The sequence below is a fragment of the Pseudomonas sp. LS_2 genome, from assembly GCF_042709235.1.
Lineage (GTDB): Bacteria > Pseudomonadota > Gammaproteobacteria > Pseudomonadales > Pseudomonadaceae > Aquipseudomonas.
The window spans coordinates 1-24104 of the sequence record NZ_JAVAYC010000021.1 but is presented as its reverse complement, the minus strand read 5'-3'; the positions used below and the strand labels follow the sequence as shown (position 1 = coordinate 24104).

Here is a 24104-nt window from a genome sequence, read left to right as displayed (position 1 = left end):
CGATAATTCTCCTACTTCGCAGGTTTCAGGACAACCACCGTTCGCTATTGTCGTCATGCAAGGACACTATTGTGTGCATCCGCGCGTAGAACGACGCTGCCACCCCGTTGTCCCAACAGACGCGCCGCAACGCGGGTGGGTTTGCCACCCAGCTTGTGTCATGATGCCCCGACCGCCGGTAAGCCCTTCTAAAGCCTCTATGAACAGATCCTACGCATTGCTGCTAGCCCTTGCCCTGCTCCAGGGCTGCCAAAGCCTGGCCCCGCAGAAAGACGAGGCGCCAGTGCCTGTCGCCGAGGCTGGCAAAGGCGCGCCGGAAAAGCCCATGGTGTATGGCTCGTTCAAGCAGGACACGCTCTACAGCCTGCTGGTGGCGGAGCTGGCCGGCCAGCGCAACCGCTTCGACATCGCCCTGGCCAACTACGTCAACCAGGCCGAGAAAACCCAGGATCCTGCGGTTTCCGAACGCGCCTACCGCATCGCCGAGTACCTCGGTGCCGACGAGCCTGCCCTGGACACCGCACTCATCTGGGCTCGCAACGATGCCGAGAACCTCGACGCACAACGCGCCGCCGCCATCCAGCTGGCCCGCGCCGGCCGCTACGACGACGCCATGGCCTACATGGAGAAAGTGCTCCAGGGCCAGGGCGACACGCACTTCGACTTCCTCGCCCTCGCCGCTGCCGAAACCGACCAGAGCACCCGCGACGGCCTGATGCAGAGCTTCGACCGGCTGCTGGTGAAGTACCCGGAAAACGGCCAACTGCTGTTCGGCAAGGCCCTGTTGCTGAACCAGGACGGCAAGAGCGAAGAAGCCCTGGAGCTGCTCGAAAGCCACCCGGCACAGAACGGCGAGATCGCCCCGGTGTTGCTGCGTGCACGCCTGCTCCAGGCCCTGGACCGAGGCCCCGAGGCCCTGCCGCTGCTGCGCGGCGCCATCCGCGACAACCCGGACGACAAGCGCCTGCGCCTGACCTACGCGCGCACCCTGGTTGAGCAGGACCGCATCCTCGACGCCAAGGCCGAGTTCGAGAACCTGGTCCAGCTGTACCCCGACGATGACGAGCTGCGCTACTCCCTGGCCCTGGTGTGCATGGAGAACAAGGACTGGGAAGAAGCCGAAGGCTACCTGCAAGAGCTGGTCGAGCGCGACAGCAACGTCGATGCCGCACACCTGAACCTGGGGCGCATCCGCGAAGAACTCAACACCCCGGCCGCCGCCCTGCGCGAATACGCCCTGGTCGGCCCAGGCCCCGACTACCTGGCCGCGCAGCTGCGCCAGGCCGACATCCTGATCGCCAACGGCCGCAGTGCCGAAGCCTCGCGCCTGCTCGCCGAAGCCCGCGAAGCGCAGCCCGACTATGCCATCCAGCTGTACCTGATCGAAGCCGAAAGCCTGGGCAACAATGCCAAGGAGGCCCAGGCCGACCAGGTGCTGCAACAAGCGATCAAGCGCTACCCCGACGACCTCAACCTGCTCTACACCCGCGCCATGCTGGCCGAGAAGCGCGGCGACCTGGCCGAAATGGAAAAGGACCTGCGCGCCATCATCCGCCGCGAGCCCGAGAACGCCATGGCCCTCAATGCCCTGGGCTACACCCTGGCGGACCGCACCACCCGCTACGCCGAAGCCAAGGCACTGATCGAGAAGGCCCACCAGCTGACACCCGAAGACCCGGCCGTGCTCGACAGCCTTGGCTGGGTCAACTACCGCCTGGGCAACCTGGCCGAAGCCGAGCGCCTGCTGCGCCAAGCCCTGGAGCGCTTCCCCGATCACGAGATCGCAGCCCACCTGGGCGAAGTGCTGTGGGCCAAGGGCGAGCGCCGCGAAGCCCGCCAGGTCTGGGCCAAGGCCTTCGAAGCCCAGCCCGACAGCCCTATCCTGCGCAAGACCATCCTGCGCCTGACCGGATCCGAGACCCTCTAAGCCATGTTCCTGCGTCATTGCATCACCTTCACCCTGATTGCCCTGCTGGCCGGCTGTGCCGGCTTCGGCACCCGCGAAGCCCTGCAAGGCGAGGGCGACCCACAGCAGTGGCGCGCCCATAAAGAGCGGTTGAGCAGCCTCGACGGCTGGCAGATCGACGGCAAGGTCGGCATTCGCGCGCCGCGCGATTCCGGCAGCGGTACGCTGTTCTGGCTGCAACGCCAGGACTACTACGACATCCGCCTGGCCGGCCCACTGGGCCGCGGCGCCGCCCGCCTGACCGGACGCCCTGGCGGCGTGGTCCTGGAGGTGGCCAACCAGGGCCGCTTCGAGGCCGCCAATCCCGAGGCACTGCTTGAAGAACAGCTCGGCTGGCGACTGCCGGTGTCGCATCTGGTCTGGTGGGTGCGCGGCCTGCCCGCTCCCGACAGCAAGAGCCAGCTGACCCTGGACGGCGACAGCCGCCTGGCCAGCCTCAACCAGGATGGCTGGCAGGTGCAGTACCTGAGCTATACCGAGCAGAACGGCTACTGGCTGCCCGAGCGCCTGAAGCTGCATGGCCAGAACATCGACGTGACCCTGGTGGTCAAGGACTGGCAACCGCGCCAGCTTGGCCACTAAGCCCGTGGACAAGCTCACCCTGCCCGCCCCCGCCAAGCTCAACCTGTGGCTGCACATCATTGGCCGTCGCCCCGACGGCTACCACGAGCTGGAAACCGTGTTCCAGTTCCTCGACCACGGCGACGAATTGAGCTTCGCCCTGCGGGAAGACGGCCAGATCAAGCTGCACAGCGAGCTGACCGACGTGCCCCACGACAGCAACCTGATCGTGCGCGCAGCGCGCCAGCTGCAGGAGCAGTCCGGCACCGCCCTCGGCGCCGACATCTGGCTGCACAAGGTGCTGCCCATGGGCGGCGGTATCGGTGGCGGCAGTTCCGATGCCGCCACCACCCTGCTGGCGCTGCATCACCTCTGGCAGCTGGACTGGAGCGAAGACCGCCTGGCCGCCCTGGGCCTGACCCTCGGTGCCGACGTGCCGGTGTTCGTGCGCGGCCATGCGGCTTTCGCCTCGGGTGTCGGCGAACTGCTCGAACCGGTCGACCCCGAGGAGCCCTGGTATGTCGTGCTGGTGCCGCAAGTGTCTGTCAGCACAGCGGAAATTTTTTCGCATCCAGAGTTGACACGTGATTCCCTCCCCCTTAAGATGCGCCCCGTTCCCGAGGGAAACAGTCGAAATGACTGCCAACCGGTGGTCGAGCAGCGTTACCCAGAAGTTCGCAATGCGTTGAATTCACTGGGTAAATATACGAAGGCTCGAATGACCGGCACTGGAAGTTGCGTGTTTGGGGCCTTCCCAAGCAAAGCCGAAGCTGGTAGAGTTCTGGCCCTTCTTTCAGCGACCCATACAGGGTTTGTGGCTAAGGGAAGCAACATTTCGATGTTGCATCGTGAGCTGCAAAGTCTGATCAAGAAGTCGAGTGCCTAGCGCTCGCAGCAACAGATACAGGGGCGTCGCCAAGCGGTAAGGCAGCAGGTTTTGATCCTGCCATGCGTTGGTTCGAATCCAGCCGCCCCTGCCATTTTCCTTATACTCATCCAGGTTACCCTCAGCCTTCAGGTACTGCGCGTGTCCAAGATGATGGTCTTCACGGGGAATGCCAACCCCGATCTGGCTCGGCGTGTCGTACGTCAGCTGCATATCCCACTGGGTGATGTTTCTGTCGGTAAATTCTCCGACGGCGAAATCAGCACTGAGATTAATGAAAACGTCCGTGGTAAGGACGTGTTTATCATTCAGCCGACCTGCGCCCCGACCAACGACAACCTGATGGAACTGGTAGTGATGGCCGACGCCTTCCGCCGCTCCTCAGCTTCGCGAATCACCGCCGTGATTCCCTACTTCGGATACGCCCGCCAGGACCGCCGTCCGCGTTCGGCACGTGTAGCCATCAGCGCCAAAGTCGTCGCTGACATGCTCACTGTCGTGGGTATCGACCGTGTTCTCACCGTCGACCTGCACGCTGACCAGATCCAGGGTTTCTTCGATATCCCCGTCGACAACATCTACGGTTCGCCCGTACTGGTCGACGACATCGAAGACCAGCGTTTCGATAACCTGATGATCGTCTCCCCGGACATCGGTGGCGTGGTGCGTGCACGCGCTGTCGCCAAGTCCCTGGGCGTCGACCTGGGTATCATCGACAAACGCCGCGAGAAGGCCAACCACTCCGAAGTGATGCATATCATCGGCGACGTCGAAGGACGCACCTGCATCCTGGTTGACGACATGGTCGACACCGCCGGCACCCTGTGCCACGCGGCCAAGGCCCTGAAAGACCACGGCGCTGCCAAGGTCTACGCCTATTGCACGCATCCGGTACTGTCGGGCCGTGCAATCGAGAACATCGAGAAGTCGGTGCTCGACGAGCTGGTGGTGACCAACACCATCCCGCTGTCCGCCGCTGCTCAAGCCTGTGACCGTATCCGCCAGCTGGATATCGCACCGGTTGTCGCTGAGGCGGTACGCCGCATCAGCAATGAAGAATCGATCAGCGCGATGTTCCGCTAACGCGGAACCCGTGTTGATATGAAGCGCCCCGCCCCAGCATTTCGTTGGGGCGGGGCTTTTTTGCCATCCCCGTCTGGCGCTGGTCGCAAACGCCTTTCGGGAGGCTAATTTGGAGAAGCAAAATGACTGATTTCACCCTGAACGCCCAAGCGCGTACTGACCTGGGGAAAGGTGCGAGCCGCCGCCTGCGTCACTCCGCCAGCATCCCAGCCGTTGTCTACGGTGGCAACAAGGACGCCCAGTCCCTGACCATCGTTGCCAAGGAAATCGCCAAGCTGTTCGAAGACGAAGCTGCCTTCAGCCACGTTCTGCAACTGAACGTTGACGGCACCAAGCAAGACGTCATCGTCAAGGCCCTGCAGCGCCACCCAGCCAAAGGCTTCATCATGCACGCCGACTTCGTTCGCGTCGTTGCTGGCCAGAAGCTGACCGCCAAGGTTCCGGTTCACTTCGTTGGTGAAGAAGCCCCGATCAAGAAAGGCGGCGAGATCTCCCACGTTGAGTCCGAGATCGAAGTGTCCTGCGAAGCCAAGGACCTGCCAGAGTTCATCGAAGTTGACCTGAGCAAGGCCGAAATCGGCACCATCATCCACCTGTCGGACCTGAAAGCTCCGAAAGGCGTAGAGTTCGTCGCTCTGGCCCACGGTGATGACAAAGCTGTTGCCAACGTTCACGCTCCGCGCGTTTCCGCCGAAGCTGCTGAAGAAGGCGCTGCCGAGTAATCCACTCGCACGCCGGCGTTGATCGGGTTACAGTGCCGCGCGCACTGTAGCCCACCAACTCCAAGGAAAGAGCCCCTGACGTGACCGCCATCCAGTTGATCGTCGGCCTGGGTAACCCCGGCCCCGAATACGAACAGACCCGGCATAACGCAGGGGCTCTTTTCGTTGAGCGTATTGCCAGCGCCCAGCGCGTTTCGCTTTGCGCCGACAAAAAGTATTTCGGCCTGACGGCAAAGTTCAGCCATCAGGGCAACGATGTTCGCCTGCTCATCCCCACCACCTACATGAACCGCAGCGGCCAAGCCGTGGCGGCCCTGGCCAATTTCTTCCGCATCAAGCCGGAAGCGATCCTGGTGGCGCACGACGAACTCGACCTGCCCCCCGGCGTCGCCAAGCTCAAGAAAGGCGGCGGCCATGGTGGGCACAACGGCCTGCGCGACATCATCGCGCAGCTCGGCAACCAGAACGACTTCCACCGCCTGCGGCTTGGCATTGGCCACCCGGGCGACGCCAAACTGGTCTCCAACTTCGTCCTGGGCCGCGCGCCGCGCGCCGAGCAGGAGAAGCTCGACGCCAGCATCGATTTTGCCCTCGGCGTGCTGCCGGATGTACTCGCTGGCGACTTCGCCAAGGCGATGCGCGAACTGCACAGCCAGAAGGCCTGATTTCCTAGAGAGGGGAATACCCATGGGTTTCAATTGCGGCATCGTCGGCCTGCCCAACGTCGGCAAGTCCACCCTGTTCAACGCCCTGACCAAGTCCGGTATCGCGGCGGAGAACTTCCCCTTCTGCACCATCGAGCCGAACAGCGGCATCGTGCCGATGCCCGATGCGCGCCTGGCGGCGCTCGCGGAAATCGTCAAGCCTAACCGCATCCTGCCGACCACCATGGAATTCGTCGACATCGCAGGTCTGGTGGCCGGCGCATCGAAAGGCGAAGGCCTGGGCAACAAGTTCCTCGCCAACATCCGCGAGACCGACGCAATCGCCCACGTGGTGCGCTGCTTCGAAGACGAGAACGTTATCCACGTTTCCAACAGCGTCGACCCCAAGCGTGACATCGAGATCATCGACCTCGAGCTGATCTTCGCCGACCTCGACAGCTGCGAGAAGCAGCTGCAGAAGGTCGCCCGCAACGCCAAGGGCGGCGACAAGGAAGCCCTGGCGCAGAAAGCCATCCTCGAGAAGCTCATCCCGCACTTCACCGAGGGCAAGCCTGCGCGCAGCCTGATGAAGCACATGGCCGACGACGAGAAGGCGGTCATTCGCGGCTTCCACCTGCTCACCAGCAAGCCGGTGATGTACATCGCCAACGTGGCCGAAGACGGCTTCGAGAACAACCCGCACCTGGACGTGGTGAAGGCCATTGCCGAGGAAGAAGGCGCGGTCGTGGTGCCGGTGTGCAACAAGATCGAAGCCGAGCTTGCCGAGCTGGAAGACGGTGAAGAGAAGGACATGTTCCTTGAGGAACTTGGCCTGGAAGAGCCTGGCCTGAACCGCGTGATCCGCGCCGGCTACGAGCTGCTCAACCTGCAGACCTACTTCACCGCTGGCGTACAGGAAGTGCGCGCCTGGACCGTCCGCGTGGGCGCCACCGCCCCACAAGCAGCCGGCGTGATCCACACCGACTTCGAGAAAGGCTTCATCCGCGCCGAAGTGGTGGCCTACAACGACTTCATCCAGTTCAAGGGTGAAAGCGGCGCCAAGGAAGCCGGCAAATGGCGCCTGGAAGGCAAGGACTACATCGTCAAGGATGGCGACGTGATGCACTTCCGCTTCAACGTCTAGTACGAACCCACTGACATCCCCGGTGCCAGCCTATGGGCAGGTAGCGGGGTTGTAACCTCCTCATGCAGGGCTGGGGTGCCCTGCGTGCAGAATTGCACTTGCCCCTCGCCCCTGTCCCTGAAGGTAATATTCGCGTCCACGTTGCTGGGGTGCGCCCTGCGGGTCATTTAAGCTTACGCATTTGCCATCGGCATAGATGCCATTGTCTGCATGGGCGCTCTTTGGCGCAGGGCAACTGATGGAAAGAGCATGACGGTCGACCGCACCTGTCTGGCCGCAAAGAAGCAAAACTCCAATAGGCAGAGCAAGGTCGCCAAAGCGTTGAATGTTGAAAAGCGTGAAATTGGCCCCGTCGAAAGCGACAACCCATTCCTGACTTGGAGACATGAAATGACTGACATCACCCCAACCCCAAACGAAGTGGCAGGCAAGGTAGTGCTGGTGACCGGCGCGGCTAGCGGCATCGGTAGGGCCATCGCCGAACTCCTTCACGCTCGTGGTGCGAAAGTCATCGCCGAGGACATCGAACCGGCAGTCAATGCCCTCGAGCGTCCTGGCCTGGTTCCTTTCGTCGCCGATATCACCGTTGACGGTTCTGCCGAGCAAGCAGTGGCACTGGCGGTAGAGAAGTTCGGCAAGCTTGACGTGCTGGTCAATAACGCCGGTCGCATCCTGTACAAGCCCCTGATCGAAATGACCCGCGAAGAGTGGGAATGGCAGATGCAGACCAACGTGACCGGTGCGTTCCTTCACTCCCGCGAGGCAATGAAGGCGATGATCAAGCAAAAGAGCGGCGCGATCGTGAACATTGCCTCTTACGCGTCCTACTTCGCCTTCCCCGGTATCGCGGCCTATACCGCCTCCAAGGGCGCGCTGGCGCAGTTGACACGCACCCAAGCGCTGGAAGCGATCGAGCATGGTATTCGGGTCAATGCAATTGGCGTAGGGGATGTGGTGACCAACCTCCTGAACCACTTCATGGAAGACGGTCGTGGATTCCTGCAGGAACATGGCAAGTCCGCGCCGATCGGTCGGGCTGCAGCCCCCGAAGAGATCGCCGAGATCGTCTCTTTCCTGGCCTCCGAGCGCGCCAGTTTCATCGTCGGTTCGGTGGTCATGGCCGATGGCGGCATGAGCGTCCCGGTCGGTTAAGGCTGATTGGCGCGCCCACTCACTGTTTGCGGTACTGAGTGGGCGTGACGCCAACCTCACGTTTGAACACCTGAGAAAAATGGCTTGGACTGCTGTAGCCGACCTCCAAGCCTATATCGATCACGCTCTGATCCGTTTCGACCAGCAGCTGCCGGGCTCTTGCCATCCTCAGCCTGATAAAGAACTGCGACGGCGAATAACCAGCGGCTTTTTTGAACAGCCGGCTGAAGTGGTACTCACTCATCCCGGCTATTTCGGCCAAGTGCCCGAGGTTGAACTCCGCCGCCAGATTGGCTTCCATCGCCGACTGCACGCGGCGCAGCTTGTAAGCGGGCAATGCGTTGCGGCGCACGATATCGTCCGCTGCGCTGTCCAGATAGTTGCGTGAGAGATGAATGGCGATGCACTGGGCCAGGCCTTGAAGATAAAGAGGGCTAGCCCTGTGCCCCGTCAGCTCCAGGCGAACTTGCTCCAGCAGGACGGACAACCCATCGTCACGCCCACCCGAGACTTCACGTAGTCGAACCGCTTCCACAGCGCCGCCCAGCACTTCATGAATGGCTTTTTCCAACAGCGGAATGCCGAGGTAGACATGCATGACTTCGAAGGGTTCTGCGCCGTTCACACGCCAGCGCATCTCGTAAGGCCGAGCCGAGGTAGTCAAGAAAAAATCACCTTTGGACACCTGGCTACATTGCCAGTCGCCGTCCAGCTCACGCTCCTGGACGGCAGCATTTCCCGAGATGATCCACACCAGCAAGGGCTCGGCTACGGCGGGCACGATAACGCTGTCTTCCTGACGTTCCCGGTTGAAGATCTGCACCAACATATCCCGATCGGCCAGAACGTCAGAGGCGGCAAGCCGCTCGCCCCGGATGTAAGCCTCCAGACCGTGGGCTGAAGTCCGCTCTATAACATCCATGAGAATCGTCGCCTCAGTGAGTAAGCCGGCCCGAACGAGCCATTTCGGGCATTGGTCTCACAGGGGTGGGCTTGAGTTCAAGCCCAGGCTGTCGCCAGTGAGGCCGTTCGCGGGGTCGCGGGTAGAGGTGAGAGCGCCCGCTATGGACGCGAGTTCTGAAAGGCAAGGGATTAAAAAAGCCGGAATGTCTCCATTCCGGCCGGCGCTTCAACGCTCGGGATAGAGAACCATCCCTGCGTGATACAGCACGTTGCTGCGAAACTCCCCGTCGGCTGTAAAGCCGGTGTCATCCACATACTCGATGTGATCACCCTCCAGCCAGTACCGACCTTGGTAGGCACTTCGTTGCCCCCCGCGGGCTTCGTCATAGCGGCCGCCAGGCAAGAGCTCATGGCGAATGCGACCGTCAGCCGTTACCCACATGCCAACATACTTGCCCTGATCTCCAAATGGTTTACCCATGGCATTTCCTCGCTGTCGACCGGACATTCAGAATGGACTTGCGGTTGGACGCACGATCAGTTCGCTGACATCGACATCCGCGGGCTGTTCTACGGCGTAGGCGATCGCCCGGGCAATCGCCGAGGCTGGAATCGCGATCTTGCGGAACTCACGCATCTCGGCACGCCCGCCCTCATCGGAAATGCTTTCGGCCAGCTCGGACTCGGTGACGCCTGGTGCAATGACGGTGACCCGGATGTCCCCTCCCACCTCCTGGCGCAAACCCTCGGAAATGGCCCGTACGGCATATTTGGTAGCGCAGTACACCGCAGCGGTCGGGCTCACAGCGTAGGCGCCAATGGAGGCAATATTGATGATCTGGCCGGCGCGTTGTTCTTGCATGAGGGGCAGCGTTGCGGCAATGCCGTGCAGCACGCCACGAATGTTGACATCAATCATGCGGTTCCACTCATCGACCTTGAGCGCTTCGAGTTTCGAAAGCGGCATCACGCCGGCGTTGTTGATGAGCACATCGACGCGGCCATGCAACTGGACAGCGAAGTCGATGAAGGACTGCATGTCATTCAGGCTGGTGACGTCCAGCGCCAGTACATCAGCGACACCACCTGCTGAGCGAATCTCGTTGGCCAGCGCTTCCAGCCGATCGGTGCGGCGGGCACCCAACACCACGCGAGCGCCTTTACTGGCCAGCAGGCGAGCGGTTGCTTCGCCAATACCACTGCTGGCGCCAGTGATCACGATGACTTTTTGTTCGATGCCGTGCATTTTTCCACTCCTGTTTCTTGCTTGAAGGCCACCGCCGGTAGGCAGGTGGTGAAGCAAGAGTAAGAAGCCTGGGCCGGGTTAGGTTATGCCATTCCTGCGGTCGACATGCACGATCCTGCTTGAGAGGTATGCGCTGGCCGAGACGGGCTTGGAACAGCCCGAGGTAGCGGTCACCCGTACTGGGTCATTTGCTTGGATTCGTCCGGCCGATCGATCGCCCTTGCTCAAGCCTGTCTGTCGGTCGGTGCGCGCTTCGTCAAATAGCACCCGCTGAATACTGCGCCCTTGCATAGGGGGGGTGGGGTATGACAATCTTCGCGCAAATATACCTAGGGGGAGTATGGTATGGGCCATCTCACATCGAACAAGGACGCGCTGCTCAAACGCGTCAAACGCATTGCCGGGCAGGTGCACGCCATTGAAAAAGCGCTTGAGGAAGATGAGGACTGCGCCAAGACCCTGCTCCTGGTGGCCTCGACACGTGGAGCGATGAATGGACTGCTGGACGAGATCATCAGGGATCACGCCAGGGCGCATGTGGCTGCTCCTTCGCTCACTGACGAAGAGCGCAGCAAGGGAGTGGAGGAACTGCTGGAAGCAATCCAGCGCTACTCAAAATGACCTCGGACACCCAAGCAATGAATACGACGACAACGCTCCACGACCATGATTTTCTCGGCGCCTCCCACGAAGAGAATGCGAAGCGCACGCTCTGGGTGGTCTTGCTGACCGTTGTGATGATGGTGGGTGAAATTGCCGCCGGCTACATCACCGGATCGATGGCTCTACTGGCCGACGGTTTCCACATGGCCACGCACGCCGGTGCGCTCGGCATTGCCGCAGCCGCCTATGCATACGCAAAGCGGCACGCCACCAATTCACGGTTCAGTTTTGGTACCGGCAAGGTCGGTGACCTGGGTGGGTTCGCCTCGGCGTTGATCCTGGGGCTTGTTGCCCTGGGAGTGGGTGCTGAGTCGGTCGTGCGCTTGATGCAACCCAACGAAGTGCAATTCGGCACGGCCATCGCAATCGCCGTCGTTGGCTTGCTGGTGAACATCGTGAGTGCGTTGTTGCTGGGGCACGGGCACCACCATGATCACCACCACGACCATGACCATGACCATGATCATGGACACAGCCACGGACACAGCACCGGCGATAACAATCTGCGATCAGCCTATGTGCATGTCCTCGCCGATGCATTGACTTCGGTTCTCGCCATCGTCGCCCTGCTGGCGGGCAAGTACCTGGGTTGGGTCTGGCTCGACCCGGTGATGGGTATCGTAGGCGCTTTGGTAATCGGTCGTTGGTCATGGAACCTGATGAAAGTGACCGCCGGTGTGCTTTTGGACAAAACCGATGATCACGTCGCGCAGGAAATCCGCGCGTTCATTGAGCAGCCGGGTGACGTCCGTATCTGCGATCTGCATGTCTGGCGTGTCGGGCCCGACGCTCACGCAGCGATCGTCAGCGTTATCGGCCAAGCTGACACCCGCGTCTCAACCATTCGTGAACGACTGCTGCCGGTTCATGAAATACGGCACCTGACCGTCGAAGTCCACCAAGCCTGAGGTGAAGGAGCGGGCCGCAGTTGCTGCCCGCACACTCGCTGAAAGTCCCGCCCCACAAGTAACTCGACAATGTGAAGAGTGGGGCTCATCCAGCCGGAATCGCCAACCCCGAACCTACCGCCACGACTTCAAAATTGTTGAAGATTTTGGAACAGACAAGCCAACCAGCCTGGGTTTATCCCAAGTCGCCCAACCGCCATCATGGGTAACGCTTCCCCTATCGAGGCCTACCAATGGCAGATCACACACCGGAACGTTTGCTGTTTCCTTCCCTCGGACGCCTCTACAGCCACGCCGAGCCCTGGCTCTACGTCCTGCTGCGCTGCGGCTTCGGCCTGGTAATGCTGACCCACGGCCTGCCCAAGCTCCTTGGCACAGGCCACGGCTCGATGGCCGACCCGATGGCCGGTTCGATCAACCTGATCGGCAATGTCATGGGCCTGCCCTTCGCCGAGGAACTGGCGATGCTGGTCATGCTCCTGGAAACCCTCGGCGCGCTGATGCTGACGCTGGGCCTGCTCAGCCGCCCGATTGCCCTGGCCATGGCCGTGGAAATGCTCGGGATCTGCTACGCACTCGGCCCGACCTGGCCCTGGATCGACCGCGGCATCGAGTACCCGGTGGTCCTCGCAGGCCTTGCGCTGTACATCGCCGTGCGCGGCAGCGGGCGCCTGTCGCTGGACCGCCTGACAAGGATCACGGTCTGAACAGCGGAAAAAATAAAAACCGCAGGCCCGGAACACGCCTTGTGGGCAGTACCGAGCCTGCGGCAACCGGGCACCTCGCTTAGAGGCTCCCGGGTCAATCAACCATTGCGGAACAGGAAGCTGTAGGCGTTCAGAGCAGGTACGCCGCCCAGGTGGGCATACAGCACCTTGGAGCCTTCCGGGAATTCGCCGCGGCGGACCATTTCGATCATCCCGTGCATCGACTTGCCCTCGTAAACCGGGTCGGTCAGCACGCCCTCCAAACGACCGCACAGGCGAATGGCTTCCAGCGTGCCGTCGTTGGGCAGGCCGTACTCGGGGTAGGCGAAGCGAGTGTCGAGCACCACATCCTCTTCAGTGATTTCCCGACCCAGGTCAACCAGTTCTGCGGTATGCCGGGCGATACGCAAAATCTGCGCCTTGGTCTGCTCCGGCTTGGCCGAGGCATCGACGCCAATCACCCGCTGCGCCCTACCATCGGCGGCAAAGCCCACCACCATGCCGGCCTGGGTACTGCCGGTCACCGAACACACCACGATGTAGTCGAACTTGAAGCCCAGCTCGGCCTCCTGCTGGCGCACCTCCTCGGCGAAGCCGACGAAGCCCAGCCCGCCGTAGGGGTGCTCGGAGCAACCCGCCGGGATCGGGAACGGCTTGCCGCCAGCCGCGCGGACATCAGCCATGGCCTGCTCCCAGCTGGGGCGAATGCCGATATCGAAGCCCGCGCTGTCCAGGCGCACGTCGGCCCCCATGATCCGCGACATCTCGATATTGCCGACGCGGTCGTACACCGCGTCGGAATAATTCACCCAGTTCTCCTGCACCAGCACGCATTTCATGCCCAAGTGCGCAGCTACCGCAGCCACCTGGCGGGTCTGGTTGGACTGGATGCCGCCGATCGACACCAAGGTGTCGCAGCCCTGCTCGATGGCCTCGGGAATCAGGTACTCGAGCTTGCGGGTCTTGTTGCCGCCGAAGGCCAGGCCGCTGTTGCAGTCCTCGCGCTTGGCATACAGCTCGACCTTGCCACCCAGGTGCTCGCTCAGGCGCTTGAGCGGCGTGATCGGCGACGGGCCGAAGGTCAGCGGGTAACGTTTGTAGCGACTCAGGTTCATGGCATGGGCTCCTTGTTGTTCGGGGTATCCAAGCACCGGGGCGAAGGAAGAGACGGCGTGCTTCGATGGCTTCCATGCTAAGAAAAAACGCGAAAATTCGGGTTGCAAGTTTCTGGACAAATACGAACTATTGATTCGCAGTAAAACCCTTGGAAAAGTCTTTGTTGTGAATAAAACACCATGAAAGCAACAAATGAACGCGGCGCAGGCAAGCAGAAGCCCCTGGAGCCCATCACGCTTGACCGCACCGACCGCGCTATCCTGCGCACCTTGCAGCAGGACGCCTCGATCTCCAACGTGGCGCTGGCCGACAAGGTGAAGCTCAGCGCCCCGGCCTGCCTGCGGCGGGTCGAACGCCTGAAGCAGGCCGGCCTGATAAAGGGCATCGTCGCGCTGCTCGACAGCGAGTCGCTGGAAGCAGGGATGGTGGTGTTGATCGGGGTAGTGCTGGACCGCTCCACCCCGGAATCCTTCGCCGCTTTCGAGGCGGCCGCGCAGAAGGTTTCCGGGTGCATGGAGTGTCATGTGGTGACCGGGGAGTTCGACTACTTCATGTTGCTGCGCACCAAGGACAGCAACAGCTTCAACCGGCTTCATGCAGAGCAGTTGCTGTACCTGCCGGGGGTGCGGCAGATACGGTCGTTCATGGGCTTGCGCCAGGTGCTGTCGACGACGCGCATACCGCTCTAGATCGCAGCGCGGGTTACAGCAACAACCGCCGATAGTCGCCCAGCAACCGCACCAGGCAGGCATTGAAACGCCCCGCCTCTGCACCATCGATCACCCGGTGGTCCCAGCTCAGGCTCAGCGGCAACATCAACCTTGGCACCGGCCCACCCGCTTCCCAGGCCACCACCGTGCGGCTCTTGCCCACCCCGAGGATGGCCACCTCAGGCGCGTTGATGATCGGCGTGAAGTAACTGCCGCCGATCCCGCCCAACGACGAAATCGTGAAACATCCCCCGCTCATCTCGGCACTGCCCAGCTTGCCCTCGCGCGCCTTGGCCGACAGCTCGGCCATTTCCCTGGCGATAGCCAGCACGCCCTTTTTGTCGACATCTCGAATCACCGGCACCACCAAGCCCTGCGGTGTGTCGGCGGCGAAGCCGATATGGCAGTACCCCTTCAGCACCAGCTCATCGCCGTCCAGGCTGGCGTTGAAACCAGGGAATTCTGCCAGCGCCACACTGCAAGCCTTCATCAGCAGCGCCAGCAGGGTCACCTTGGCGCCCTTCCCTGCGTAGTCCTGGTTCAGCTGTTGCCTGAAAGCCTCCAGTTCGGTGATGTCGGCATCATCGTGGTTGGTGACGTGGGGAATGGTCACCCAGTTGCGGTGCAGGTTGGCGCCACTGAGCTTGCGAATGCGCGACAGCGGCTGGCGCTGCACCGGGCCGAAGCGGGCGAAGTCCACCTGCGGCCAGGGCAGCAACCCTTCCAGCATGCCGCTACGCGGGCTGGTCGCAGGTGCCTGGTCGAGCATCCGCGCATGCACGTGGGCATGCACGTCGCCCTTGGTAATACGCCCGCGCGGGCCGGTGCCTTTAATCGCGGCAAGGCCGACGCCCAATTCGCGCCCCAGCTTGCGCACCGAGGGCGAGGCGAACGGCAATTCGCTGTTGACGATGGCGCGCTGCGGCGCAGTCGCCACAGGCAGCGCGACTTCCGGCATCGGCGCTGCCGGTGGCTCGGAAACAGGCGCCACGCTGGCGGTGCCTTCGAGCAGGCCGATCAGGCTGCCCTCGCTGACCCGATCCCCCACCACCACATTCAGCGCCCGCAGCAACCCGGCCGATGGCGCAGGAATCTCCATGGCCGCCTTGTCGGTCTCGACCACGATCAACGGTTGTCCATCGCTCACCGACTCACCGGCCGCCACCAGCAACTCGATCACTGCCACTTCTTTGTAATCGCCGATATCCGGCACGCGAATTTCCTGGGAACTGCTCATGGCTTTACTCCATGCGAACGGGCTCGCCGCGCGGGCAACCGTTCGGAACAAAACATAGGGAGAAAATGACGGCGGACACCCCGCCGTCAGTTGGGCAATGGGCTTAGCAGCGCCAAGGCGCGGGCGCGTCGACCTCGATGGCGTAGCGCGTGATGGCCTCGGCGCACACCTGCGCTGGCAGCACACCTTCGACCACCAGGCTGGACAACGCCGCCAGCACTATCTGGCGCCGGTCCACCTCGAAGAAGCCGCGCAGTTGCTCACGGTTATCGCTACGCCCGAACCCATCGGTGCCCAGGGCCACGAAGCGGTCCTGCAGGTAAGGCGCCACCAGGTGTGGCCAGGCACTGACGTAGTCGGTCGCGGCGATCACCGGAGCGCCCTGTGGCAGGCAATGCCGCAGGTGGCTGGTACGCGGCTGCTCCAGCGGGTGCAGGCGGTTCCAGCGCTCCACCTCGCGGGCATCGCGGGCCAGCTCGCTGAAGCTGGTGGCGCTCCACACTTCGCATGCCACGTTCCAGTCCTGCGCCAGCCACTGCGCGGCGGCCTGCACTTCGCGCAGGATGGTGCCCGAACCGAGCAGCCGCACCCGGCCTTTCGGCGCTTGCGGGGCATGCGTTTCCAGGCGGTAGAGGCCCCGAATGATGTCGTCTTCGACGCCGCTGGGCAGGCTCGGCTGGGGGTAGTTCTCGTTCATCAGGGTGACGTAGTAGAACGCGTCTTCCTGTTCTTCGAGCATGCGACGCATGCCGTGGTCGAGAATCACCGCGAACTCGCCGGCAAAGGCCGGATCGTACGCCCGGCAATTCGGCACCGTCGACGCCAGCAGCAGGCTGTGGCCGTCCTGGTGTTGCAGGCCTTCGCCGCCCAGGGTGGTGCGCCCGGCCGTGGCACCCAGCAGGAAGCCGCGCGCGCGCTGGTCGGCGGCCGCCCAGATCAGGTCGCCGATACGCTGGAAGCCGAACATCGAGTAGTAGATGTAGAACGGCAGCATCGGCAGGCCATGGGCCGAGTAGCTGGTGGCCGCGGCCACCCACGAACTGATGGCCCCGGCCTCGCTGATGCCTTCCTCGAGAATCTGCCCGTCGAGCGCTTCGCGGTAGCAGAGGATCGAGCCGATATCCTCGGGCTCGTATTGCTGGCCAACGCTGGAGTAGATGCCGATCTGCTTGAACAGGTTGGCCATGCCAAAGGTTCGCGCCTCGTCGGCGACGATGGGCACCACGCGCGGGCCGAGCGTCTTGTCCTTGAGCAACCCGCCGAGCATGCGCACAAAGGCCATGGTGGTGGACATGTCCTTGCCTTCGGCCTGGGTGGCGAAAGCGCCATAGGCCGACAGCGGTGGCACCGCCAGGGTGTCGCTGTGGCGCGGACGCGAAGGCAGGTAGCCGCCAAGCGCCTGGCGACGGGCGTGCAGGTAGCGCATCTCGTGGCTGTCAGCGGCAGGCTTGTAGAACGAAAGGGCTTCGACCTGCTCGTCGCTGAGCGGCAGGTTGAAGCGGTTGCGGAAGGCGATCAGCGCCTCGCGGTCGAGCTTCTTCTGCTGGTGGGTGGTCATCTTGCCCTGCCCGGCCTCGCCCATGCCGTAGCCTTTCTTGGTCTGCGCCAGCACCACGGTGGGTCGGCCATCGGTTTCCAAGGCGGCGGCATAGGCGGCGTGGATCTTCACCATGTCGTGGCCGCCGCGCTTGAGGCGGTCGATCTGCTCGTCGGTCAGTCCTTGGGCCAGGCGCGCCAGGGCCTCGCTCTGGCCGAAGAAATGCTCGCGGTTGTAGCGGCCATCCTTGGCGGCGAAGGTCTGGAACTGGCCATCGACGGTGCCGGACAACGCCTGCACCAGCTCGCCGGAGGCGTCGCGGGCGAACAGGCCGTCCCAGTCCGAACCCCACACCAGCTTGATGACCCGCCAGCCAGCACCGCAGAACAGCGCCTCCAGTTCGTCGATGATGCGACCGTTGCCGCGCACCGGGCCGTCCAGGCGTTGCAGGTTGCAGTTGACCACCCACACTAGGTTGTCCAACCGTTCGCGGGCCGCCAGGGTAAGCGCCGACATGCTCTCCGGCTCGTCCATCTCGCCATCGCCGAACACGCCCCATACCCGCCGCCCAGCGGTCTGCTGCAAGCCGCGGTGCTCGAGGTAGCGCATGAAGCGCGCCTGGTAGATCGAGCTGATCGGGCCGATGCCCATGGAGCCGGTCGGGAACTGCCAGAAGTCCGGCATCAGCCAGGGGTGTGGGTAGCTGGAAAGGCCCTGCACACCGGCGCGGCGAGCGCTGATTTCCTGGCGGTAGTGTTCCAGGTTGCTCTCTTCAAGGCGCCCTTCGAGAAAGGCGCGGGCATACACGCCCGGCGCCGAGTGCGGCTGGAAGAACACCAGGTCCGAACCGCCCGGCTGGTCGCTGGCGCGGAAGAAGTGGTTGAAGCCCACTTCGAACAGGTCGGCGGCGCTGGCGTAGCTGGCGATGTGGCCGCCCAGCTCGCCATAGGCCTGGTTGGCCCGCACCACCATGGCCAGGGCGTTCCAGCGCATGATCGAGGCCAAACGTTCCTCGATGGCCAGATCGCCAGGGAAGACCGGCTGCTGGTCCACGCCGATGCTGTTGACGTAGGGCGTGCCGTGGCGCGGCTGCCAGTCGATCGGTGCACGCCGCGCGAGCACCGTCAGCATGTCCAGCACCTGCCTGGCCCGCTCGGGGCCATCGTGCTCGACCAATGACAACAACGCCTCGCGCCATTCCTGGAGCTCGACCGCATCGATTTCGTCCACTGGGAACGCTTCGGCCACACGGCCGGCGACTTCTTGCTTGCTCATGACAGCGACTCGACCTCGGTGTTCTTGTTGTTGGAAATCGGTTCAGGGCGCGAAGCGCTCTTCGAGAATCGTCTTGACCAGTGACCTGGCCACGTCCACTACCCGCGCTACCTGGGCCTGCGTCTCGCCCTCGGCAAGCAGTGCGGGTTCCAGTTGCAGGCAGCGCAGTTCGTGCCCGCACACCGACCCCAGCCAGGCCAGGCGCACCGAGCCAGCGCTTTCAAGGTCGAGCAGGAAACAGCGCTTGGATACTGCCCGCAGCAGTTCGCTGGCCTGGCATTCGCTTGTATCGAGGGTGCTTGCTGGTTTGCCGGAGGCCGCCAGCCAGTTGGCTTGCAGGCCGTCCATATCCTCCACCCGCAAGTGCGCGACCTCGTTCCAGTTGGCGATGGCCCCCTCTAGGCCATGACTGACATCCTCTGCCAGCGCGGCGCTGGACACGATAACCACCGCGACATCACGCGACGGCTCTTTCAGCCATCTTGCAAACCTGGAAATCGCCAGCATCGCTTGCTCCCTCTGCTCGGGTTTACGCTCACGGAACCTGTAGGAAAACGATACTCAGCGACTGGAGGAATTTCACACCTATTATTCGGCGCTCTCAGGTAAATGTTTCCGAATTGCCTAGGGAAAGGGGTGGAAAACGAAATATTCATCGAGGCTTCCGGTATGCCAGGCCAGTTCGCCAGTGCGGGTCCGCGCTTCTATCCACCGCTCCGGTTGGCCATGCGCAGCAGAAGCTGAAAGCAGCGCTTGATTTGTGCGCATTTTGTGCGAGGATTGTTCTCATAAACGACGCCTGTCAGCCTGGAGGTCATCAATGGCCAGCAATGCACTATTGGAAAACCGCCCCACCAGTTTCGAAGCCCTGATGGAGTCGCTTCGTGAGGCGAACCGGGTGATGTTTTCCCCCGAGCGGTTCCTGAAAGTGTTTGCGATGGACCAGCAGACTTTCGCTTCCCGCGCCCACGTGCACCGCAACACCGTGCGAAACGCACCTGAGTCGGAAAAGATCCAGGCCTATATTCGCGACGCGGTTCGAGTGCTGCGTGCCGTGACCGACATGGGCACCGACATGACCAAGGCGATTTTCTGGTTCAAGAACGAGCCGTTGTCGGTGTTCGATTACAAGACGGCCGAGGAGGTTGTCAGCGAAGGCAGGACCGAGGCGCTGGTCGCCTTCTTGCAATCCTGGGAAGCCGGCGCCCAGGGATGAAACTCACCCACCTCGAAAACCTCCCCTGCTACCGCATGCACACGCCGAAGTGGGCCATTACGCCTACCTCCGGCGCAGGGGCCGCAATACAGGGCGGTCGTGCCAATCGCAAAGGGCTCGAGGCGCTTTACTTGTCCCTTGAGCCCGAAACAGCCGTCGCCGAGTTCCAGCAAGGGCGCCCGTTTCTTCCCCCGGGCTTGCTGGTGAGCTACTCGCTTACGTTGAACCGTGTGCTCGACTTCACAGCGGGTTACCAGGAGAGCTGGCCACCCATCTGGAAAGACTTTTTCTGTGATTGGCGAAAAATTCGCTTCAACGAAGGCGTCGAACCGCCCAGCTGGCTGATCGGCGACCTGGCGTTGGCGGGCAACCATGCGGGCATTCTCTTCAGCTCCCTCGCCCATCCCGGCGGTAGAAACCTGGTGATCTATACCGACCAGTTGCCTGTGCACGGCACCCTTGTCGTCAATGACCCACACGGTGACCTGCCCAGCAATCAATCTTCCTGGAATCACAGCCGCTAACCCTTGCGCTTGGGCAGTTGGCCAATTGATCGGCCTCGCCAAACCCTTCCAGCAGAGTCCTCCGCGCTCGCTCATTTGGTTTACAAATTCCTGAACTGATTATTTCTCCCCAGCGATTTTTCCCAACGCCCGCCCTGCCCAGAATCCCCTCACCATAATCACAATAACCGTGAGGCCACTTCCGTGGACCAGACCCTCCAAGTGCGCCAGGCCGCCGCCGCCCTCGTCGCTGCCTTCGCCAGCAACGACAGCGCTCGTTACTTCGCCTGCTTCAGCGAAGACGCCACCTTTCTCTTCCACACCCTGCCCCAGCCGTTGCTGTCTCGCCACGCCTACGAACTGCTGTGGGCGCAGTGGCAGGCCGAGGGTTTCGCGGTGCTCGGCTGCCAGTCGAGCAACGCGCAGGTGAGCGTGCAAGGCGAGGTGGCGATCTTCATGCACGACGTGGCCACACGCCTGCGCATCAATGGTGAAGAGCACGCCCTGGAAGAACGCGAAACCATCGTGTTCCGCCGTGCCGGCGAGCACTGGCTGGCCTGTCACGAACACCTGTCGGTCGCCTCGCCAGCCTGATATTTCGACCGCGGCCTTGCCGCACTGCCATCGCACCCACAACGACAACGAATCGCGCTGGAGCCCATCATGAGCCACTCGACCGGTATCGAGACCAATGGCGTCGAACAGATCCCCGACGACCAACGCCACGCCACCCCGCTGGACCTGTTCCGCCTGATCTTCGGCGGCGCCAATACCTTCGCCACTGCCGTGCTCGGCAGTTTTCCGGTGCTTTTCGGCCTGTCGTTCCAGGCCGGGGCCTGGGCTATCGTGCTGGGGGTCGCCGTCGGCGCGCTGATCCTCGCGCCCATGGGCCTGTTCGGCGCGCTCAACGGCACCAACAACGCGGTGTCCTCGGGCGCGCACTTCGGTGTGCACGGGCGTATCGTCGGCTCGTTCCTGTCGTTGCTCACCGCCGTGGCGTTCTTCTCGCTGTCGGTGTGGAGCTCGGGCGATGCGCTGGTCGGCGGCGCCAAGCGCCTGGCAGGCCTGCCGGAAACCGATATGACCCTGGGCCTGGCCTACGGGCTGTTCGCCATACTGGTGCTGGTGGTGTGCATCTATGGCTTTCGCTTCATGCTGTGGGTCAACAAGATCGCCGTGTGGGCTTCCAGCCTGCTGTTCCTGCTGGGCATCTTCGCCTTCGCCGCGCCGTTCGATGCGGGCTTCGCTGGCAGCGTGAGCCTGGGCCAGGCAGGTTTCTGGGCGGCGTTCGTGGGCGCGGCGATCCTGGCCATGAGCAACCCGGTATCGTTCGGCGCCTTCCTCGGCGACTGGTCGCGCTACATACCGCGTGAAACACCGACGGCGCGCATCATGCTGGCGGTGATCGCCGCCCAGGCCGCCACCCTCATTCCGTTCATGTTCGGCCTGTGCACCGCCACCCTGGTGGCCAGCCACGCGCCGGACTACATCGCCGCCAACAACTATGTCGGCGGCCTGCTGGCAATCTCGCCCAGCTGGTTCTTCCTGCCGGTGTGCCTGATCGCGGTGATCGGCGGCATGTCCACCGGCACCACCGCGCTATATGGCACAGGCCTGGACATGTCCAGCGTGTTCCCGCGCCTGCTCAGCCGCGCCGGGGCTACCTTGCTGATCGGCGTCCTGGCCATCGCTTTCATCTTCATTGGCCGCTTCGCCTTCAACCTGGTGCAGAGCGTGTCGACCTTCGCCGTGCTGATCATCACCTGCACCAGCCCCTGGATGATCATCATGATCCTCGGCCTGATCACCCGCCGCGGCTTCTACCACGCCGACGACCTGCAGGTGTTCACCCGCGGCGAACGCGGCGGCCATTACTGGTTCCTGCACGGCTGGAACTGGCGCGGCATGGGCGCGTGGATCCCCAGCGCCGCCGTGGGCCTGTGCTTCGTCAATCTGCCGGGGCAATTCGTCGGCCCCCTTGGCGAGCTGGCGGGCGGCATCGACCTGAGCCTGCCGCTGACCCTCGGCATCGCCGCCGTGCTGTACCTGACCCTGCTCAACCTGTTCCCTGAACCCGCTGGCGTCTACGGCCCGAAAGGCCCGCGCTGGGTACGCTGCAAAAGCGTGCCGACGACGCCTGTGACCACCGCCGAAATGGCCTGACCGGATACCGACCATGACCACACCTCACTACATCGACGGCCACTGGGTCGAAGGCCAAGGCAGCGACTGCATCACGGTCAGCGACCCGTCCCTGGGGTTGCCGTTCGCCGAACTGCTATCGGCCAGCAGCGCCCAGGTCGATCAGGCCGTGCGCGCCGCACGCGCGGCCCTGCCGGCCTGGAAGGCCACCGCTCCTGGCGAACGTGCCACCTTGCTGCGTGGCTTCGCCGAACAGCTCGGCAAGCGCCGCGAAGCGCTGATCGCTGTGCAGATGCGCAACAACGGTAAACCTCGACACGAAGCCGAGATCGATCTGGACGACGCCATCGCCACCTTCGCCTACTACGCCGAACTCGCCGAACAACTCCCGCAGAAAAACCGCGACGTGCCCCTGGCCGCGCCCGGCTTCAGCGCCCGTACGCGCCTGGAGCCAGTAGGCGTGGTGGGCCTGATCGTGCCGTGGAATTTCCCCCTGGTGACCAGCGCCTGGAAACTCGCCCCAGCCCTGGCTGCCGGTTGCACCGTGGTGCTCAAGCCCTCCGAGGTCACCCCCCTGGTCGAGCAGGCCTATGGCGAGATCGCCGATACGCTGGGCCTGCCTGCGGGGGTACTTAACATCGTCAACGGCAAGGCCGAGACCGGCGCGGCATTGAGCAGCCACAGCGGCCTGGACAAGCTGTCGTTCACCGGCAGCAACATTGTCGGCAGCCAGGTGATGCGCAGCGCCTCGGCGCAGTGCCGACCGGTGACCCTGGAGCTGGGCGGCAAGTCGGCGATCGTGGTGTTCGACGACTGCGACCCTGACCAGGCGGTGCAGTGGATCGTCGCCGGCATTACCTGGAACGCCGGGCAGATGTGCTCGGCGACCTCGCGCCTGCTGGTACAGGACGGTATTGCCGATGTGTTGCTACCACGCCTGCAAGCAGCGCTGGGGCAACTGCGCGTAGGCAACCCGCTGGTCGAAGATGACGTGGCCATGGGGCCCCTGACCAGCCAGGCGCAGTGGCTGAAGGTAGCGAGCTACTTCGCCACCGCGCGTGAGGAAGGCTTGCGGTGCCTGGCGGGCGGCGAGGCACTGGAGCGCGATGGCTGGTTCGTCGCACCGACGCTGTATGTGGATGTGCCTGAGCACAGCCGTCTGTGGAGCGAGGAAATCTTCGGCCCGGTGCTGTGCGCCCGACGTTTTGCAACTGAAGCGGACGCCATCGCCCAGGCCAACGACAGCCGCTTCGGCCTGGTCGCCACGGTGTGCAGCGCCGACCTCGACCGCGCAGAACGCGTGGCCGATGAGCTGGAGGTGGGGCATGTGTGGATCAACTCGGTGCAGGCAGTGTTCGTTGAAACGTCCTGGGGTGGCACCAAGGGCAGCGGCATCGGTCGGGAGCTGGGGCCTTGGGGGTTGTCGGCGTACCAGTCGGTGAAACATGTGACGCGTTGCCTGGCGTGAGTTCATCTCTTCGGCAGTACCCGATCGGCATCTTCTGGCGTAACGAAACAGCCCCGGCATTTGCCGGGGCTGTTTCGTTGTGGGGCTAGCGTCGGGGCTCAAGCGCGTTGCTGGATTTCCCGCAGACGGTCTGCGCCACCTTCGGCGACACGCTGGCCGGCAGGAGTGCGTTCAAAGCCACCTTCGGCGACACGCTGGCCAGCCGGGGTGCGGTCGGAACCCCCTTCGGCGACGCGTTGGCCAGCCGGGGTACGTTCGAAGCCGCCTTCGGCGACACGTTGGCCAGCCGGAGTCCGTTCGAAGCCGCCTTCGGCG

24 protein-coding genes, 1 tRNA gene and 1 pseudogene are annotated in these 24104 nt (G+C 63.1%); 18 read left to right on the top strand and 8 right to left on the bottom strand.

What is annotated here, in order from left to right:
• Nucleotides 1-199 precede the first annotated feature (199 nt).
• The 9 genes from RAC97_RS18105 to RAC97_RS18065 all read left to right on the top strand — a co-directional run bounded on the left by RAC97_RS18105 (nucleotide 200) and on the right by RAC97_RS18065 (nucleotide 8158).
• Nucleotides 200-1927: a tetratricopeptide repeat protein gene (locus RAC97_RS18105; protein WP_375100890.1), complete on the top strand. Its 1728-nt coding sequence runs from the start codon at nucleotides 200-202 to the stop codon at nucleotides 1925-1927.
• Nucleotides 1928-1930: 3 nt separating this feature from the next.
• Nucleotides 1931-2548 (top strand): lipoprotein insertase outer membrane protein LolB, encoded by a 618-nt coding sequence (gene lolB / locus RAC97_RS18100; RefSeq protein ID WP_375100891.1) that lies wholly within the window; start codon nucleotides 1931-1933, stop codon nucleotides 2546-2548.
• Nucleotides 2549-2552: 4 nt separating this feature from the next.
• Complete coding sequence (gene ispE, locus RAC97_RS18095) at nucleotides 2553-3413, top strand: 4-(cytidine 5'-diphospho)-2-C-methyl-D-erythritol kinase (RefSeq protein ID WP_375100892.1); 861 nt, start codon at nucleotides 2553-2555, stop codon at nucleotides 3411-3413.
• A gap of 19 nt (nucleotides 3414-3432) precedes the next feature.
• A tRNA-Gln gene (locus RAC97_RS18090) sits at nucleotides 3433-3507 on the top strand.
• A 47-nt stretch (nucleotides 3508-3554) separates the two neighbouring features.
• Entirely contained in the window at nucleotides 3555-4496 is a 942-nt protein-coding gene (locus RAC97_RS18085; RefSeq protein WP_029614333.1) for a ribose-phosphate pyrophosphokinase, read from the top strand.
• Between the two features lie 122 nt (nucleotides 4497-4618).
• Entirely contained in the window at nucleotides 4619-5218 is a 600-nt protein-coding gene (locus tag RAC97_RS18080; protein ID WP_065863363.1) for a 50S ribosomal protein L25/general stress protein Ctc, read from the top strand.
• Between the two features lie 80 nt (nucleotides 5219-5298).
• Nucleotides 5299-5883, top strand: a complete 585-nt coding sequence (pth, locus tag RAC97_RS18075) for an aminoacyl-tRNA hydrolase (protein WP_375100893.1) — start codon at nucleotides 5299-5301, stop codon at nucleotides 5881-5883.
• A 22-nt stretch (nucleotides 5884-5905) separates the two neighbouring features.
• Nucleotides 5906-7006, top strand: coding sequence for a redox-regulated ATPase YchF (gene ychF, locus RAC97_RS18070; RefSeq protein WP_375100894.1), 1101 nt, complete (start codon nucleotides 5906-5908; stop codon nucleotides 7004-7006).
• A gap of 390 nt (nucleotides 7007-7396) precedes the next feature.
• Entirely contained in the window at nucleotides 7397-8158 is a 762-nt protein-coding gene (locus tag RAC97_RS18065; protein WP_375100913.1) for an SDR family NAD(P)-dependent oxidoreductase, read from the top strand.
• A 19-nt stretch (nucleotides 8159-8177) separates the two neighbouring features.
• On the opposite strand, the gene RAC97_RS18060 is transcribed toward RAC97_RS18065, so the two are convergent.
• The 3 genes from RAC97_RS18060 to RAC97_RS18050 form a co-directional block, all read right to left on the bottom strand.
• Nucleotides 8178-9080: a helix-turn-helix domain-containing protein gene (locus tag RAC97_RS18060; protein WP_375100895.1), complete on the bottom strand. Its 903-nt coding sequence runs from the start codon at nucleotides 9078-9080 to the stop codon at nucleotides 8178-8180.
• Nucleotides 9081-9287: 207 nt separating this feature from the next.
• On the bottom strand, nucleotides 9288-9542 hold the full coding sequence (locus tag RAC97_RS18055; protein WP_375100896.1) for an Atu4866 domain-containing protein: 255 nt from the start codon (nucleotides 9540-9542) through the stop codon (nucleotides 9288-9290).
• 27 nt (nucleotides 9543-9569) lie between these two features.
• Nucleotides 9570-10307, bottom strand: coding sequence for an SDR family oxidoreductase (locus RAC97_RS18050; protein WP_375100897.1), 738 nt, complete (start codon nucleotides 10305-10307; stop codon nucleotides 9570-9572).
• Between the two features lie 345 nt (nucleotides 10308-10652).
• On the opposite strand from RAC97_RS18050, the gene RAC97_RS18045 reads away from it, so the two are divergent.
• The 3 genes from RAC97_RS18045 (at nucleotide 10653) to RAC97_RS18035 (ending at nucleotide 12585) form a co-directional block, all read left to right on the top strand.
• Nucleotides 10653-10928 carry a metal/formaldehyde-sensitive transcriptional repressor gene (locus RAC97_RS18045; RefSeq protein WP_375100898.1) on the top strand — a complete coding sequence of 92 codons (276 nt, stop codon included), beginning with the start codon at nucleotides 10653-10655 and terminating at the stop codon, nucleotides 10926-10928.
• Nucleotides 10925-11878: a CDF family Co(II)/Ni(II) efflux transporter DmeF gene (dmeF, locus tag RAC97_RS18040; protein WP_375100899.1), complete on the top strand. Its 954-nt coding sequence runs from the start codon at nucleotides 10925-10927 to the stop codon at nucleotides 11876-11878. Before RAC97_RS18045 ends, dmeF begins: the two co-directional genes overlap by 4 nt.
• Nucleotides 11879-12111: 233 nt before the next feature.
• Nucleotides 12112-12585: a DoxX family protein gene (locus tag RAC97_RS18035; protein ID WP_375100900.1), complete on the top strand. Its 474-nt coding sequence runs from the start codon at nucleotides 12112-12114 to the stop codon at nucleotides 12583-12585.
• A 98-nt stretch (nucleotides 12586-12683) separates the two neighbouring features.
• On the opposite strand, the gene RAC97_RS18030 is transcribed toward RAC97_RS18035, so the two are convergent.
• Nucleotides 12684-13700 (bottom strand): 1-aminocyclopropane-1-carboxylate deaminase, encoded by a 1017-nt coding sequence (locus RAC97_RS18030; RefSeq protein WP_375100901.1) that lies wholly within the window; start codon nucleotides 13698-13700, stop codon nucleotides 12684-12686.
• A 180-nt stretch (nucleotides 13701-13880) separates the two neighbouring features.
• Between RAC97_RS18030 and RAC97_RS18025 the strand changes: the two genes are divergently transcribed.
• On the top strand, nucleotides 13881-14390 hold the full coding sequence (locus tag RAC97_RS18025; RefSeq protein ID WP_375100902.1) for an Lrp/AsnC family transcriptional regulator: 510 nt from the start codon (nucleotides 13881-13883) through the stop codon (nucleotides 14388-14390).
• 13 nt (nucleotides 14391-14403) lie between these two features.
• Here RAC97_RS18025 and RAC97_RS18020 read toward each other — a convergent pair whose 3' ends face one another.
• The 3 genes from RAC97_RS18020 to RAC97_RS18010 all read right to left on the bottom strand — a co-directional run bounded on the left by RAC97_RS18020 (nucleotide 14404) and on the right by RAC97_RS18010 (nucleotide 18901).
• Nucleotides 14404-15648, bottom strand: coding sequence for a dihydrolipoyllysine-residue acetyltransferase (locus RAC97_RS18020; protein ID WP_375100903.1), 1245 nt, complete (start codon nucleotides 15646-15648; stop codon nucleotides 14404-14406).
• A 103-nt stretch (nucleotides 15649-15751) separates the two neighbouring features.
• The gene (gene mdeB, locus RAC97_RS18015; protein WP_375100904.1) at nucleotides 15752-18460 is read right to left on the bottom strand and encodes an alpha-ketoglutarate dehydrogenase; all 2709 of its coding nucleotides are present in this window, start codon (nucleotides 18458-18460) and stop codon (nucleotides 15752-15754) included.
• Nucleotides 18461-18502: 42 nt separating this feature from the next.
• Nucleotides 18503-18901 (bottom strand): transketolase, encoded by a 399-nt coding sequence (locus RAC97_RS18010; RefSeq protein ID WP_375100905.1) that lies wholly within the window; start codon nucleotides 18899-18901, stop codon nucleotides 18503-18505.
• Nucleotides 18902-19280: 379 nt separating this feature from the next.
• Between RAC97_RS18010 and RAC97_RS18005 the strand changes: the two genes are divergently transcribed.
• The 5 genes from RAC97_RS18005 (at nucleotide 19281) to RAC97_RS17985 (ending at nucleotide 23789) form a co-directional block, all read left to right on the top strand.
• Entirely contained in the window at nucleotides 19281-19676 is a 396-nt protein-coding gene (locus RAC97_RS18005; protein WP_375100906.1) for a DUF2384 domain-containing protein, read from the top strand.
• Nucleotides 19673-20200, top strand: coding sequence for an RES family NAD+ phosphorylase (locus RAC97_RS18000; RefSeq protein ID WP_375100907.1), 528 nt, complete (start codon nucleotides 19673-19675; stop codon nucleotides 20198-20200). Before RAC97_RS18005 ends, RAC97_RS18000 begins: the two co-directional genes overlap by 4 nt.
• Before the next feature lie 183 nt (nucleotides 20201-20383).
• Nucleotides 20384-20773, top strand: coding sequence for a nuclear transport factor 2 family protein (locus RAC97_RS17995; RefSeq protein WP_375100908.1), 390 nt, complete (start codon nucleotides 20384-20386; stop codon nucleotides 20771-20773).
• Between the two features lie 69 nt (nucleotides 20774-20842).
• Entirely contained in the window at nucleotides 20843-22342 is a 1500-nt protein-coding gene (locus RAC97_RS17990; RefSeq protein WP_375100909.1) for a purine-cytosine permease family protein, read from the top strand.
• 13 nt (nucleotides 22343-22355) lie between these two features.
• Nucleotides 22356-23789 carry an aldehyde dehydrogenase family protein gene (locus RAC97_RS17985; protein WP_375100910.1) on the top strand — a complete coding sequence of 478 codons (1434 nt, stop codon included), beginning with the start codon at nucleotides 22356-22358 and terminating at the stop codon, nucleotides 23787-23789.
• A 98-nt stretch (nucleotides 23790-23887) separates the two neighbouring features.
• Here the strand turns inward: RAC97_RS17985 and RAC97_RS17980 are convergent.
• Nucleotides 23888-24104: pseudogene (locus tag RAC97_RS17980) on the bottom strand (hypothetical protein); the annotation flags it as partial.